The sequence below is a fragment of the Methyloglobulus sp. genome (genome assembly GCF_964779595.1).
Genome location: NZ_CBAROL010000044.1, coordinates 1 through 15,015, shown reverse-complemented (window position 1 = coordinate 15,015; position 15,015 = coordinate 1). Strand labels below are relative to the sequence as shown.

General features: G+C 45.7%; 15 protein-coding genes. 12 read left to right on the top strand and 3 right to left on the bottom strand.

The genetic code is table 11. The annotated features are described in order from the left end of the window. Positions 1-36: 36 nt before the first annotated feature. The 3 genes from gatB to gatC are packed head-to-tail and all read right to left on the bottom strand — an operon-like array spanning position 37 to position 3,245. Positions 37-1,485, bottom strand: coding sequence for an Asp-tRNA(Asn)/Glu-tRNA(Gln) amidotransferase subunit GatB (gene gatB / locus AC1YY3_RS11840; protein ID WP_482194495.1), 1,449 nt, complete (start codon positions 1,483-1,485; stop codon positions 37-39). Positions 1,486-1,494: 9 nt separating this feature from the next. Next, positions 1,495-2,946, bottom strand: coding sequence for an Asp-tRNA(Asn)/Glu-tRNA(Gln) amidotransferase subunit GatA (gene gatA / locus AC1YY3_RS11835; protein ID WP_481824133.1), 1,452 nt, complete (start codon positions 2,944-2,946; stop codon positions 1,495-1,497). An 11-nt stretch (positions 2,947-2,957) separates the two neighbouring features. Beyond that, a complete protein-coding gene (gene gatC, locus AC1YY3_RS11830; RefSeq protein WP_481824134.1) occupies positions 2,958-3,245 on the bottom strand; it encodes an Asp-tRNA(Asn)/Glu-tRNA(Gln) amidotransferase subunit GatC in 288 nt (95 codons plus the stop codon). 118 nt (positions 3,246-3,363) lie between these two features. Between gatC and AC1YY3_RS11825 the strand changes: the two genes are divergently transcribed. From AC1YY3_RS11825 to lipA, 12 genes are all read left to right on the top strand, one after another. Then, positions 3,364-4,407 (top strand): rod shape-determining protein, encoded by a 1,044-nt coding sequence (locus AC1YY3_RS11825; protein WP_481824135.1) that lies wholly within the window; start codon positions 3,364-3,366, stop codon positions 4,405-4,407. 129 nt (positions 4,408-4,536) lie between these two features. Then, the gene (gene mreC, locus AC1YY3_RS11820) at positions 4,537-5,418 is read left to right on the top strand and encodes a rod shape-determining protein MreC (RefSeq protein WP_482194496.1); all 882 of its coding nucleotides are present in this window, start codon (positions 4,537-4,539) and stop codon (positions 5,416-5,418) included. Continuing rightward, positions 5,411-5,899 (top strand): rod shape-determining protein MreD, encoded by a 489-nt coding sequence (gene mreD / locus AC1YY3_RS11815; RefSeq protein WP_481824136.1) that lies wholly within the window; start codon positions 5,411-5,413, stop codon positions 5,897-5,899. The genes mreC and mreD overlap by 8 nt, the downstream gene beginning before the upstream one ends. A gap of 21 nt (positions 5,900-5,920) precedes the next feature. Next, complete coding sequence (mrdA, locus tag AC1YY3_RS11810) at positions 5,921-7,771, top strand: penicillin-binding protein 2 (protein WP_481824137.1); 1,851 nt, start codon at positions 5,921-5,923, stop codon at positions 7,769-7,771. Then, positions 7,768-8,901 (top strand): rod shape-determining protein RodA, encoded by a 1,134-nt coding sequence (gene rodA / locus AC1YY3_RS11805; protein WP_481824138.1) that lies wholly within the window; start codon positions 7,768-7,770, stop codon positions 8,899-8,901. Before mrdA ends, rodA begins: the two co-directional genes overlap by 4 nt. A 4-nt stretch (positions 8,902-8,905) precedes the next feature. Beyond that, positions 8,906-9,934 (top strand): lytic murein transglycosylase B, encoded by a 1,029-nt coding sequence (mltB, locus tag AC1YY3_RS11800; protein WP_481824139.1) that lies wholly within the window; start codon positions 8,906-8,908, stop codon positions 9,932-9,934. Then, complete coding sequence (locus tag AC1YY3_RS11795; protein WP_481824140.1) at positions 9,894-10,757, top strand: septal ring lytic transglycosylase RlpA family protein; 864 nt, start codon at positions 9,894-9,896, stop codon at positions 10,755-10,757. Before mltB ends, AC1YY3_RS11795 begins: the two co-directional genes overlap by 41 nt. Before the next feature lie 52 nt (positions 10,758-10,809). Then, positions 10,810-11,988 carry a D-alanyl-D-alanine carboxypeptidase family protein gene (locus AC1YY3_RS11790; protein WP_481824141.1) on the top strand — a complete coding sequence of 393 codons (1,179 nt, stop codon included), beginning with the start codon at positions 10,810-10,812 and terminating at the stop codon, positions 11,986-11,988. After that, positions 11,981-12,823, top strand: a complete 843-nt coding sequence (locus AC1YY3_RS11785) for a D-amino acid aminotransferase (protein ID WP_481824142.1) — start codon at positions 11,981-11,983, stop codon at positions 12,821-12,823. The genes AC1YY3_RS11790 and AC1YY3_RS11785 overlap by 8 nt, the downstream gene beginning before the upstream one ends. Beyond that, entirely contained in the window at positions 12,820-13,080 is a 261-nt protein-coding gene (locus AC1YY3_RS11780) for a YbeD family protein (RefSeq protein ID WP_349027149.1), read from the top strand. Before AC1YY3_RS11785 ends, AC1YY3_RS11780 begins: the two co-directional genes overlap by 4 nt. Before the next feature lie 103 nt (positions 13,081-13,183). Continuing rightward, a complete protein-coding gene (lipB, locus tag AC1YY3_RS11775; RefSeq protein WP_481824143.1) occupies positions 13,184-13,786 on the top strand; it encodes a lipoyl(octanoyl) transferase LipB in 603 nt (200 codons plus the stop codon). Then, positions 13,783-14,742 (top strand): lipoyl synthase, encoded by a 960-nt coding sequence (gene lipA, locus AC1YY3_RS11770; RefSeq protein WP_481824144.1) that lies wholly within the window; start codon positions 13,783-13,785, stop codon positions 14,740-14,742. The genes lipB and lipA overlap by 4 nt, the downstream gene beginning before the upstream one ends. Positions 14,743-15,015 lie beyond the last annotated feature (273 nt).

The window sequence follows — 15,015 nt, the reverse complement described above, 5'->3', positions numbered from 1 at the left end:
ACCAGGGCGGTTGCTGGGCAAAAGACTCTTACCTGCTTACTTTAACTTGTCCTTAAGCATTTTGTTCACCTCGCCGGGGTTGGCCTTGCCCTGCATTTCTTTCATCACCTGACCGACAAAAAAACCAAAAACTTTATCTTTACCGCTACGGTATTGCTCAACCTGATCCTGATTATCGGCAATGATTTTATCGATGATGGCTTCTATCGCGCCGGTGTCGGTAATTTGTTTGAGGCCTTTGGCTTCGATAACTTCATCGGCTGTCGCTGTGCTTTGCCATAGTTCTTCAAACACCTGTTTGGCAATCTTGCCGGAAATGGTGTCGTCGCTGATACGTTTTAACAAGCCCGCCAAACGTTGGTGACTGAGCGGTGAATCGGTAATATCCAAATCGGCTTTGTTCAGTGCGGCTAAAAGATCGCCGGTTACCCAATTCGCACACATTTTTGCTTCGCAACCCGATTCTTTAACCACGGTTTCGAAATAGTCAGCCAGAGGACGGGATGAGGTCAATATTGTCGCGCTCTCTTCATCCAGCGCATAATCCTCTTTAAAACGCTGTTTTTTGGCTTGCGGCAATTCCGGCAACTGGGCTTTTATTTGTGTTTTAAAATCTTCATCAATCAACACCGGCAACAAATCGGGATCGGGAAAATACCGGTAATCGTTGGCCTCTTCCTTGCTGCGCATGGAACGGGTTTCATCCTTAACCGAATCGTACAAACGGGTTTCCTGTACGACGGTACCGCCGCTTTCTATGAGTTCTATTTGCCGCTCGACTTCGTGATTAATAGCTTTTTCGACGAATTTGAACGAGTTAATGTTTTTAAGCTCCGCCCGAGTGCCGAATTCTTTTTGGCCTTTGGGACGCACCGATACGTTGGCGTCGCAACGGAACGAGCCTTCCTGCATATTGCCGTCGCAAATACCCAGGTAACGCACCAGCTCGTGAATTTTCCGCATATAAGCGACGGCTTCTTTCGCCGAACGCATTTCCGGCTCGGAGACAATTTCCAACAGCGGCGTACCGGCGCGGTTGAGGTCGATGCCGCTCATGCCGTGAAAGCTCTCGTGCAGCGATTTTCCGGCATCTTCTTCCAGATGGGCGCGGGTAATGCCGATGCGTTTGGTCGTGCCGTCCACATCGATATCCAAATGACCTTTGCCGACAATAGGCAATTCAAACTGGCTGATTTGGTAACCTTTAGGCAAATCGGGATAAAAGTAGTTTTTACGGGCGAAGACTGAATGCGGGGCAATTTCGGCTTCAATTGCCAAGCCGAATTTCACCGCCATCGAGACCGCTTGCCCGTTCAACACGGGCAGTACGCCGGGCAAGCCTAAATCAACTGCACAGGCTTGGGTGTTGGGTTCAGCACCATAAGCAGTCGCCGCACCGGAAAATATTTTGGATTGGGTCGCCAGTTGGGTATGGATTTCCAGCCCGATAACGGTTTCCCATTCGTGTTCTTGATGATGTCCCATGTGCTATTCCTATTCAAACCCTTTGGGAATCTGTTGATGCCAATCGGTGGCTTGCTGATATTGATGCGCGATGTTCAATAACTTGTCTTCCGCAAAATAATTACCAATCACTTGCAAGCCCACGGGTTTGCCTTCCGCAAAGCCAGCGGGAATGGACATGGCGGGCAAACCTGCCAAGTTGATGGCGATGGTATAAATGTCTGACAAGTACATTTCAATCGGGTTTCCAATCTTCTCGCCGATACCGAACGCCGTACTGGGCGTAACCGGCCCCATGATGACATCAACGTCAGCCAGGGATTTCTTGAAATCCTCACTGATTAGCCGCCGGATTTTTTGCGCCTTGATATAGTACGCATCGTAATAACCTGCCGATAAGGCGTAAGTGCCCATCAAGATGCGGCGTTTGACTTCCTTGCCGAAGCCTTCGCCACGGGAACGGGTGTATAAATCCGTCAAATCCTGTGGATTGGCGCAGCGATAACCAAACCGTACCCCATCGAAACGTGACAAGTTAGCGGAGCATTCGGCAGGTGCAATCACGTAATAGGCGGGTATCGCCAGTTTGAGGTTCGGCATGGAGACTTCTTTTACGGTCGCGCCCAGTTTTTGGTATTCCTTAATGGCTAGTTCGATAACTGCCGCCACGTTGCTATTTAAGCCATCCCCAAAAAATTCTTTTGGCAAACCGATTTTTAAGCCGTTAAGGTTGGCATTCAAGCCAGCTTGGTAATCCGGCACGGGTAAATCGACGCTGGTTGAGTCTTTCCCGTCAAAGCCGGCCATCGTTTGTAACAGGACGGCGCAATCCGCGGCACTACGCGCCATTGGCCCACCTTGATCTAAGCTGGACGCATAAGCGATCATGCCATAGCGGGACACGCGACCATACGTCGGTTTCAAGCCAGTAATGCCGCAATGTGCCGCTGGTTGCCGGATTGATCCGCCCGTATCCGTCCCCGTTGCACAAACGGCCAAGCGCGCTGCAACTGCGGCAGCCGAACCGCCCGACGAGCCACCGGGAACTGAATCCGTTTGCCAGGGATTCCTGACTGCGCCGTAATAGCTGGTTTCATTGGATGAACCCATCGCGAATTCGTCCATGTTGAGTTTGCCCAGCATAACCGCACCGGCGGCATTCAGTTTTTCTACGACTGTCGCATTATAAGGGGCGACAAAATTGTCCAGCATCTTGGAGCCGCAAGTAGTTTTTACGCCCTGCGTACAAAAAATATCTTTCTGGGCAATCGGGATGCCAGTCAGCAAGCTGGTATCGCCTTTGGCAATCCGCCCATCCGCTTGTTTTGCAGCATGCAAGGCAAGATCTTCAGTAACAGAGATAAAGCAATTTAATGATTGGTGCTGCTTGATACGTGTCAAAAACGATTGCGTCAATTCTACGCTGGAAAATTCGCCGGATCGTAAGCCTTCGGCTAACTCTTTGATTGATTTAGTATGCACGCGAGATCCTTTCACTCAATAACTTTAGGAACAAGATAAAGACCGTCCTCAATTTGGGGCGCAATAGCCTGAAAATTATTGCGATTATTATTCTCGGTAACTTCATCAGCCCGTAAGCGCTGGGTTTGATCCATAGGATGTGCCATCGGCAAAACGCCATCAGTATTGGTTTCACTCATTTGCGTCATAAGCTGCAACATGCCCGATAAATCTTTCGTGTATGATGCTATATTCTGTTGATTAATGCCAAGTCGCGCCAAATGGGCAATCTTCTTTACATCGTCTGCTGTTAAGGTCATTTTCTACCCTATTAAAACCAAAGTCGTAAACTATAATACTTTATAACTTGCCCGAATACCCGCTTGATTGATAAAGTATGACGGTTTAATTCCCCTTTTCTCTGGACTCAGGTAAAAAATGTTCAAAAGATTTCGCGGCCTTTTCTCAAACGATCTCTCGATTGATCTTGGTACCGCCAACACCCTTATATATATTCCCGGACAGGGCATAGTCCTTAACGAACCATCCGTGGTAGCCATCAAGGAAGACAAAGTACGCGGCACCAAAAGCATTGCTGCTGTAGGTACTGAGGCAAAAATGATGCTGGGGCGTACGCCAGGCAACATCACCGCCATTCGACCCTTAAAAGACGGCGTGATTGCCGACTTTGCCGTTACGGAAAGAATGCTGCGATATTTCATTGAAAAAGTCCACAAAAGCAAATTGTTACGTCCTAGTCCACGTATTTTGATCTGTGTACCCTGTGGATCAACCCAGGTCGAACGTCGCGCTATTAGGGAATCCGCATCAATGGCCGGTGCACGGGAAGTGTTTTTGATTGAAGAACCGATGTCTGCTGCGATTGGTGCGGGTTTGCCTGTCGATGAACCCAGCGGTTCGATGGTGTTGGATATTGGTGGTGGTACATCCGAAGTTGCCATCATCTCAATCAACGGCATCGTTTATTCCAACTCAGTCCGCATCGGTGGCGACCGCTTTGATGAAGCTATCATCAATTATGTCCGCAGGAATTACGGCACGTTAATCGGTGAAGCAACCGCCGAAAAAATTAAAATTGAAATTGGCACGGCGTATCCTGGCAGTGAAGTCAGGGAAATCGAAGTCAGGGGCCGTAATCTGGCAGAAGGCGTACCACGCAGCTTTGCATTAAACAGCAACGAAATCCTTGAAGCCTTGCAAGATCCCTTAGCAGGCATCATTAGCGCCGTAAAATTTGCGCTGGAGCAAACGCCGCCTGAACTGGGTTCTGATGTCGCCAGCCGTGGTATTTATTTGACTGGGGGTGGTGCTTTGTTAAAAGACATTGACCGCCTGATTACCGAAGAAACCGGCTTACCGGTACATATCGCCGATGACCCCTTGACCTGTGTGGCGAGAGGAGGTGGTATGGTGTTAGAAATGATTGATAAAAAAGGCATGTCTGCTTATTCCTTTGAATAGGCTGTTTATCTGACAAAAGACTTATACTATGGGTGGTCGCTGAAACTATTTTGACCGCCCACATGCTTTGGGTAAAGTAATAACGTTCGCCTTTGCCGCCCACTTTTAAACTGATAAGAGACCTCCGCTATAAAACTGTTATTTGCCGAAGGCCCATCAATCCATGTGCGTCTGTTCATCGCAGTCGTGGTCTCAATCGCGCTATTGATGGTTGAACATATCAGTCCACGTCTGGATCCGGTTCGCGCTGCGCTATCCTTGCTTGTCGATCCCATTAAATATCTCGTTGATCTGCCTTCGGAAACCGCGAATCGAATCAGTAATTCATTCAGCACGAATGCGACTTTAAAGGAAGATAACAAAAAACTGCGTAACACGCAGCTCCTCAACCAAATCCGTCTGCTCAAATTTGAAGCGTTGGAACAAGAAAATATCCGGCTACGTGCCTTACTGGAAAATTCTTTTAAGCTGGGTGAGCAAGTGTTAGTCACTGAGTTGTTATCAGTCAATATCGTTCCTCCTTACGAAAATATCGTGGTGGTTAACAAAGGTACCCGTTTTGGTGTACATACCCAACAGGCCGTGGTTGATGCCAACGGTATCGTGGGACAGGTTTTTCGGGCCTTACCTAACAGCTCAGAAATCATGCTAATCACTGACCCAAATCATGCCATCCCGGTACAGGTCAATCGTAATGGACTACTGACTATTGCGGTTGGCAGTGGCGAATTAAATCGGCTTAAATTGCCGTTTTTACCGGATAATGCTGATGTTCGCCCTGGGGATTTATTAATCACATCGGGTTTAGGCGGAACGTTTCCGCAAGGCTATCCAGTTGCGGTAGTTGATACCTTCACGCCACCTGCCAGCCAGCAGATTACCGCAACGCCAAAAGCATTACTTGATCGCAATAGGGAGTTGATGATTGTATGGAGCGACAAAGAACCGGTTTCCCTTGCGCCTATGCAAGCACCCTCGCAAACTGGTGTAGAGGAGAATACCCATGAATAACAGTTATGGCTTTGGTCGTATTATCTTCACTCTCGTACTGGCAATGTGCTTAAAAATAGCACCATTACCTGCGATGTTTGCTGTTTATAACCCAGACTGGGTGCTGTTGACGCTCATCTACTGGTCACTTGCCGTGCCTGAACGCGTCGGTGTTTTTCACGCCTGGACATTCGGCTTGCTTACCGATGTATTGACTGGGCGACTATTTGGTCAATATGCCTTGGCTTATGCGTTAGTGATCTACCTTTGTTTGTCGTTGCACAGGCGGTTGCGCCAATTACCGTTTATTCAACAAGCACTATTCATCTTTTTTTGTTTATTGTTATCGCAACTGCTGCTCTTTTTCATCAAAAACATTCAAGATACCGCACAGTTAAAGCCCACTTTTTGGTTGCCTGTTTTTGTTGGCACACTCTGCTGGCCCTTGGTTTATACCGTATTACGTTTTGTCCGCTTAGCAAAACCCATCAAAACCGATTAATTTGCGCTGGACACCTTTTCGATGCCCCGTAATTTAACCTATAAAGACAACCCAGAAGAAAGCTATCAGTTTCTGGCGCGCATCATCTCTGCTTTTATTATTATCCTGTTATTGACGGCTGGTCTTGTTATTCGGCTGGTTTATCTGCAAGTCGCCGGTCATCAGCATTATGCGACCTTAGCTAAAGAAAACAGCATCAAAATCGAGCCCACTGTCCCTTCACGAGGCATTATCTACGACAAACGCGGCAATATTCTTGCAGAAAACACTCAAACGTACACCCTGGAACTTATTCCAGAACAAATCAGCGATTTGGATGACACGTTGATAAAGTTGAAAACTCTGCTTGACATTCCTGGTGAAAAAATAGAGCAGTTTCAAAAGCTTAGGAAAAGACAAAAGCATTTTACGAGCATTCCTCTGCTGACCAACATGACTGACGAAGAAGTGGCAAAATTTGCAGTCGTTAGACCTTTTTATCATGGCACTGATGTCCAAGTTCGCCAGTCGAGAAACTATCCGTATGGTGAGTTGGCCGCCCATGTGGTTGGTTATGTCGGACGTATTAACGAAGAGGACATGAAAGAATTACCACTCGCTGAATACCGAGGCTCCACGTTTATCGGCAAATTGGGAATAGAAAGTGCTTATGAATCAGTGCTGCACGGGACTACAGGCTATTCAGAAATAGAAGTCAATGTCCAAGGTCGCCCATTAAAAACACTTAAGGAAGTCGATCCAGTAGCTGGAGCTAATCTCCATTTGAGCTTAGACATAGAATTGCAAAAGACTGCATACGATGCGCTAGAAAAGTACAATGGCGCGGTTGTCGCTATCGAAATCGAGACAGGGGGCGTGTTGACTTTCGTCAGTCGGCCAGGTTTTGATCCTAATCCCTTTGTGGTTGGAATTAGCAATAGTGCTTATCAAGCCTTGAATGCCTCACCCGACCAGCCTCTGTATAATCGCGCTTTACGTGGCTTATATCCGCCCGGCTCAACCATCAAACCGTTTATGGCATTGGCGGGGCTGGAATATGATGCAGTCGGCGCAAGGCAGCAACTTTTTTGCCCTGGCTATTACCAGTTACCCAATGACAGCCACCATTATCGGGACTGGCGGAAAGGCGGTCATGGTTCGGTCAATGTCAGCGAGGGCATCACCCAGTCTTGTGATGTCTATTTTTATCGCTTGGCAGGCATATTAGGTATAGACCGTATTCACAGTTTTTTGCAACAATTTGGTTTTGGCGAAAAAACAGGTATCGACTTGATGGGAGAAAAAGCGGGATTATTGCCTTCTAGGGAATGGAAAATGGCAAAAAAAGGTCAAGCCTGGTTTCCAGGTGAAACGGTCATTACAGGTATTGGACAAGGTTATCATCAAGTTACGCCACTACAGCTTGCTAAAGCCACTGCCACTTTAGCGAATAATGGTAAAGTTGTGACACCACATTTGGTTGATAAGCTGGTTGCAGAGTCCACCCGCAGTCCCAGTGCAAGCATTCCAAAATCCACTATTGCGTTAAAATCCGCTAATATTAAGACCATCATTGCTGCGATGGTGAATGTCGTCCACAGTAATCGAGGGACTGCTAGAAGCATAGGGCTAGATATTAACTATCAAATCGCCGGTAAAACCGGCACCGCGCAAGTGATTAACATCAAGCAAAATGCCAGTTATAACGAACATCAAATCGATTTTAAACAACGCGATCATGCCTTGTTTATATCGTTCGCACCTGCCGATAACCCAAAGATTGCCGTTGCGGTGATTGCCGAAAATGGCGGTCATGGTGGATCGGTAGCAGCACCCATTGCCGCCAAGGTTATCAAACAATATTTGCGCGATAAGCAAAATGCACAGCCATGAACAGTGAGTCCCGCCGTGAACAATTCCATACGCCCACGCTCACCGAGCGCATACTCGGCAAGCTGCATATTGATATTCCTTTATTTATCATCCTGCTGCTAATTTCATTACTGAGTTTTATCATACTTTACAGTGCCGGAAGTCAGGAAATAGGGCTATTGGTACGACAAGCTTTTCGAGTTGGTTTGGCTTACTTACTGATGACAGTGCTGGCACACATTAATCCTTATCAATTCAAACGTTATTCAGCACTGCTATTTGGTATGGGTATTGCTTTGCTTGTTGCTGTATTGATTATGGGACATATCGGCAAGGGTGCACAACGCTGGCTAGATCTTGGTGTTTTTCGTTTTCAACCGTCGGAAATGATAAAAATCACCACCCCTATGATGATCGCTTGGTATCTTGCCGACCATGCGTTGCCCATAAAACCGCAACAACTCTTGATCTCAGGTATCTTAATCCTGATACCTACGCTATTAATAGCCAAACAACCTGATTTAGGTACGGCGATCTTGGTCGCGAGTTCTGGCGCGGCGGTGTTATTTTTTGCAGGATTATCCTGGCGCTTTATTTTGGCTATTATTGCCTCGCTGTCAGCATTAGCACCCATTGTCTGGCATTATTTTCTTCATGATTACCAGCGCGCCCGCATCATCACGCTTTTAGACCCAGAAGCCGATCCCTTGGGCAGGGGCTACCATATTATTCAATCTAAAATTGCCATAGGCTCAGGCGGCATCTACGGTAAAGGTTGGTTGGGCAGCAAACAGTCGGAGCTGGAATTTCTACCGGAAAGCTCGACCGATTTCATTTTTGCTGTATTTGCCGAAGAGTTCGGGCTGTTTGGCTGTCTCGGACTTATCGCGCTCTATCTTTTGGTTATTGGTCGTTGCCTATATATAGCATCACAAGCCCAAGATACCTACAGTCGCTTGTTAGCGGGCAGTCTGGCGTTCACCTTTTTTGTCTATGTATTCGTCAATATAGGCATGGTTATTGGAGTTCTACCCGTTGTTGGTGTACCTTTACCTATGATTAGCTATGGTGGTACCTCGGTTGTTACCTTATTGGCGGGTTTTGGTATTCTGATGTCTATCCATACCCATAAGAAACTTATTCCTCATTAATGGCATGAAATTTAAAGGATTTTTAGTTAAATTAGAGCTAATTTCCGCTTGTTTTGTACTATTGTCTTGTACCAATCCAGTCAAAAATCAGGAAACGGTTGACGGTTTTATCAGACAAATGGTGACTAAGCATCAATTTAATGAAACTGAACTTGTAGAATTATTCAAGCAGGTTGAACTGAAAGCTGAGATTATCCAAAAAATCTCAAAGCCCTCAGAAGCTATGCCTTGGTACAAATACCGCAAAATATTCCTGAAACAACCCCGAATTAAGGCGGGAGTGCAATTCTGGCACGAAAACGCCGAAACCTTGGCGGCAGTCGAAAAACATACCGGCGTATCTGCGGCAATTATCGTCGCCATTATCGGCGTTGAAACGCAATATGGGCAGCATACCGGTAATTATCGGGTGATTGATGCCTTATCCACACTTACCTTTGCATATCCACCCCGTAGCCAATTTTTTCGTAGCGAATTGGAAAATTTTTTATTACTTTGTAAAGAAGAACATATCGATCCCTTAATACCCACAGGTTCTTATGCAGGCGCAATGGGAATACCACAATTTATGCCGAGTAGCTATCGTAATTACTCCATTGATTTTAATGGAGATAACCGTCGAGATATTTGGCATAACTCAAAAGATGTCATTGCCAGTATTGCCAATTATTTTGCTAAACACGGTTGGCAATCAGGTCAAGCTATCGCCTTTCCATTGGGAGTAAGTAGTCAAAAAACGCACCAAAAGCTTTCCTTTCTTAAGGAAGATTTAAGATTAATCAAGTCTAATCGAACAAACCCAAACATAAGTACACCTTTACTTTCAACCAAAAAAGCGAAAATTATCGCTTTTGAACAAGAGAACGGCGAAGAATTATGGGCAACATCAAACAATTTTTATGTGATTACCCGCTACAACCACAGTCCTCTCTATGCAATGGCTGTTTATCAGTTAAGCCTTGCCATTTCTAATTCAAGAGTTTCCCTCCCATATGAACAAAATCATAACCTTACCACTCGTCCTGGTACTTAGTAGTTGTTCCAGTAATCAGATAAAAACCAGTGAAACCCCAGTACCAACACCGTTTATCTCCCACCAAGCTTCACCGCCCAAAGCCGCTTTGGTAGCCCTTGAATTGCCTAACCAAACAAAATACCAAGCCAGACATCACTCAATTATCGAGTTGAGCAAGAATTCTCCACTGGATGCGAGAGATGTCGATAACAGTACTGAAACCGCGCAAAAAGAAAGCTGGTTGCCACGAATTGCCCGTTATCTCAAAAAAGGCGTTGCTTCTTGGTATGGACCTGGATTTCAAGGCAAAAAAACGGCAACTGGCGAAATATTCGATATGTATGAGATGACTGCCGCTCATAAAACCTTACCTATTCCGTCTTACGCCCAAGTAACTAACCTGGAAAATAACAAAACCGTGGTCGTTCGCATAAACGACAGAGGACCTTTCGTAGGCAATAGACTGTTGGATTTATCCTATGCTGCCGCCAAAAAAATAGGTATTCAAAGCGAGGGAACTGGGAAAGTAGAAATCAAAGCTATCTCACAAATGCAAGCTCTGCCGCAAATCCAGAAAGCCGCCGAAAGTCAAAATAAAAAAGTGTATTTTCAAGTCGGTAGTTTTGGTAGCGAAAGCAAGGCACTAAAATTGCAGGATAAAATTTCCGCACATAATATGCCAGAACCCATCATCCACGCTACAAAGCACAGAAAAAACACCTTGTATAAAGTCCAAATGGGACCTATCAAATCCACACAAAATGCTGAAATACTAAGTGACCAATTGGCAAAAATCGGTATTAAAGACCCTCAGATAGTCACTGCAAGCAGACAAAATTAGATTAACGCATGGTATAATTAGGCATCGTTTTTACCGAAACCATGCTTAATACATGACTTATCTGAAAAGTTTTCTCACTTATCGCATTTTATTTCTATTTCTATTTCTATTCTTTACCTTTGTAAAGGTCAACGCCGAAGAAGCTGAAATACTCACGCCTTCTGCGCCCACCATTGCCGCCAGCAGTTACATTCTGCAAGATTACAATACCGGCAAAGTCCTCGCAGAAAACAATGCAGATGCAAAACTGGCTCCCGCCAGTCTTACCAAAATCCTGACGGTTTACGTTGTTTTCAAAGAAATCAAAAACGGTCACTTACATCTGGAAGATTTGGTAACTATCAGCCAGAATGCTTGGAAAACCAGCGGTTCAAAGATGTTTGTTAAGGTCAACGATCAAGTTAAGGTTGTAGACTTGCTTAAAGGTGTCATTATCCAATCTGGCAATGATGCCAGCGTCGCATTAGCAGAGCATGTGGCAGGTAACGAAGCCACTTTTGCAGAATTGATGAACCAACACGCTACCCGTTTGGGTATGACCAATAGTCATTTCGAAAACAGCGACGGTCTTCCCGGCGAGAAACATTACACCTCCGCACGGGATCTCGGCATACTCACCACAGCACTAATCAAAGAATTTCCTGAGTTCTACCCCTGGTTTTCGCAAAAAGAATTCACCTACAACAAAATTACCCAGCAAAATCGTAACATGCTGTTGGGGCGTGATGACTCGGTAGATGGCGTAAAAACCGGACATACTGAGGAAGCGGGTTATTGCTTGGTTGCTTCTGCGTTACGTAGCGGAATGCGCCTAATTTCGATAGTCATGGGTACCGAAAGCATGGTTGCACGGGCTAACGAAAACCAAACTCTACTTAATTACGGATTTCGTTTTTTTGAATCGCATCGTCTTTACGAGGGCAGAAAATCAATAAACGAAGCCAGAATCTGGAAAGGTGCTACTGAAAATATAGCATTGGGTTTGGCTGAGGATCTTTACGTCACCATTCCGCGTCGCCGTTATAATGAATTGAAAGCCTCTATTAATGTTGATAAACAGATTATTGCGCCCGTAAAAGCAGGTGATAAATTAGGCTCAGTGACTGTCAAGCTTAAAGATGAGTTACTGACTACCAAAGACTTAATCGCACTTAATGAAGTCGAAAAAGGCGGCATATTCAGACGGCTTTATGATAGCGTGCTAATGATGATAAAGAAAAACAATGGGTAATGAAATCGTTTACCTAAATGGTCAATACTTACCGTTAGCTGATGCCAAAATCTCGGTTATGGACAGGGGTTTTTTGTTTGGTGATGGTGTTTATGAGGTCATCCCAGCCTATTTCGGGCATTTATTCCGTCTTGAAGATCACCTGGAACGCCTTGATAACAGCTTAAAATCCATCCGCTTGCAGAATCCACATAGCCATGAGCAATGGCGCAACTTACTTGCCCCATTGCTTAAGCATGGCGAAGATCAATCCGTTTATCTCCAGATTACCCGTGGTGTTGCGCCCAAAAGAGACCATGCGTTTCCCCAACATGTCACGGCTACCGTGTTTGCGATGGTGTCCGGCATTACTCCGCACGCTGATCCAGATAACGGTGTCAAAGCACTCAGCATGGAAGATAGCCGTTGGAAGCTGTGCCATACCAAGGCAATCACCTTATTAGCCAACGTTCTGCTTAGGCAGGAAGCCATAGACCATGACTGCGCTGAGGCAATCTTATTCAAAGACGGATATTTGACTGAAGGTGCAGCCAGCAATGTGTTTGTCGTAATCGGCGGTGTGTTGATGACACCACCTAAAAGTCCTGCAATTTTGCCAGGAATAACGCGAGATGTAATTTTAGAGATCGCCAGAAAAAATAACATTCCTTGCCGCGAACAGGCCATTTCTATGGATGATTTAAAGAAAGCGGACGAAATATGGATAACCAGCTCCACCCGCGAAATCATCCCTGTAGTTGAACTGGATTCTGAAAAGATTGCAGACGGCAAACCAGGGTCGCTTTGGAAAATGTTTTACAAACTTTTCCAGGAACACAAAAAGTCTTTACGGTGAGCGAGGAAACCAATTTTGAATTTCCTTGCCAGTTTGCCATTAAAGCAATGGGCAAAAGTGATTTTGAGTTTGATTTACTGGTCATTGAAATTGTCCGTCGTCACGTACCCGATAACGAAAAGGCAGTAACTACCAGACCGAGTAAAGATGGCAATTATCTGGCGGTAACTGTCCTGATAGAAGCGTCCAGTAAACAACAACTGGATGCAATCTATCAAGATTTAACAGATCATCCGCTGGTTTTAATGGCTTTGTAAAGACACGTAACAGCTTTCTACTCCCAGCTTGATAATTGAACTGAAACCCTTCGATACACTCAGGAAAGTTCTGTCGAAGCTCTTTGGCCTTTAGGCAAAACCATTGATAATCCGTGAACTTGGCTTGCAACCTTACGAAACCATCTGGCAAGATATGCAGCAATTCACCCAAAAACGCACGGACGAAACAAACGATGAAGTCTGGATTTTGGAACACCTACCCGTTTACACTTTGGGGTTGAATGGTAAAACGGAACACCTGTTGAACCCTGGCGACATACCTGTCATCCAGTGCGACAGGGGCGGACAAGTGACCTACCATGGGCCAGGACAATTGGTGGTTTATACCTTACTCGACATCAAGCGTTTGAAACTTGGAATACGGCAATTAGTGACGCTTTTGGAGCAGGCTATGATTACAACCTTAGCGCAATTCGACATAGCCGCCGTTGCCAAACCCGAAGCACCAGGCGTTTACGTCAATGACAAAAAAATCGGTTCCATCGGCATACGCATCAAAAACAACGCGAGTTATCATGGCATAAGTCTAAACAATAACATGGACTTATCACCATTCAATCATATCAATACTTGTGGTTTTAAGGATTTACGAGTAACACAATTGGCGGATTTTGGTGTTAATATCAGCACGGCTGATCTTGCCATTCCTGTGGTTAATGCGATTAACACATCACTTAAGCTATGAATAATCAAGCACCTTCGCGGTTCACACCCGAATCGCACCAACGCAATGCGGAAAAATTGGCGCGTATTCCGATCAAAGTCGAGCAGCCCGAAACAGTTTTACGTAAACCGGACTGGATACGCATCAAAATAACCGCCAGCGACGAAATCACCCGCGTCAAACAACTGCTCCGCGAACATAAGTTGCATACCGTCTGCGAAGAAGCCGCCTGTCCCAATTTAGCGGAATGCTTTCAGCACGGCACGGCAACCTTCATGATTATGGGCGACCTGTGTACCCGCCGCTGCCCATTTTGCGATGTCGCACACGGCAAACCACTACCGCTTGATAAGGAAGAGCCGCAGCATTTGGCGAATGCCATAAAAGCGATGGCACTCAAATACGTCGTCATTACCTCGGTTGATCGGGATGATTTACGCGACGGCGGGGCAGGGCATTTTGCCGATTGCATCAAGCAAATTCGTCAACAAACACCTGGCACTAAAATAGAAATCCTGGTACCTGACTTTCGTGGACGCATCGACAAAGCGGTTGCTATCCTGGCAAATGAGCCGTGCGATGTATTCAACCACAACCTGGAAACCGTACCCAGACTGTATAAACAAGTCCGTCCAGGTTCCGATTACCAAGGCTCGTTGAATCTGCTCAAGCAATTTCACGAAGTCCAACCAACTGTTCCCACCAAATCTGGTTTGATGTTGGGAGTAGGAGAAGGAAAAACAGAAGTCCACCAAGTCATGCAGGATTTGCTGGCACATGGCTGCTCCATGTTGACCTTGGGGCAATACTTACAACCCAGCAAAGCCCATCTCCCCGTCAAAGCCTACATTACCCCCGCCGAGTTTGACGAATACGGCAAGATTGCAAAGGCAATGGGTTTTAAACAAGTCGCCAGTGCGCCGATGGTGCGGTCATCCTATCATGCTGATTTGCAAGCAAAAGGAGTTGTTGGTTAATGATAATTCCAATGACAGATTGAACCTACATCGCTAAACATTACAGATTACGCGCAATTTCAGGGAAAATTTCAGATACCGTTTGTTCTAGTTTGATCGGCGTTATTAAGTTATCTTCATTCAATGAATTGCAATGCCAATTTTCCAGCTTGTTTGCTGGGCTTTTCTGTCCATAAGGCTAACAGTCCGTGTTTTGTAACAACTAATCTGGGGTGAGTTGCGGCATTGTTTGCAGTGGTTAATCGTGTTGCGGGTGACCAAGTTAATCCGTCA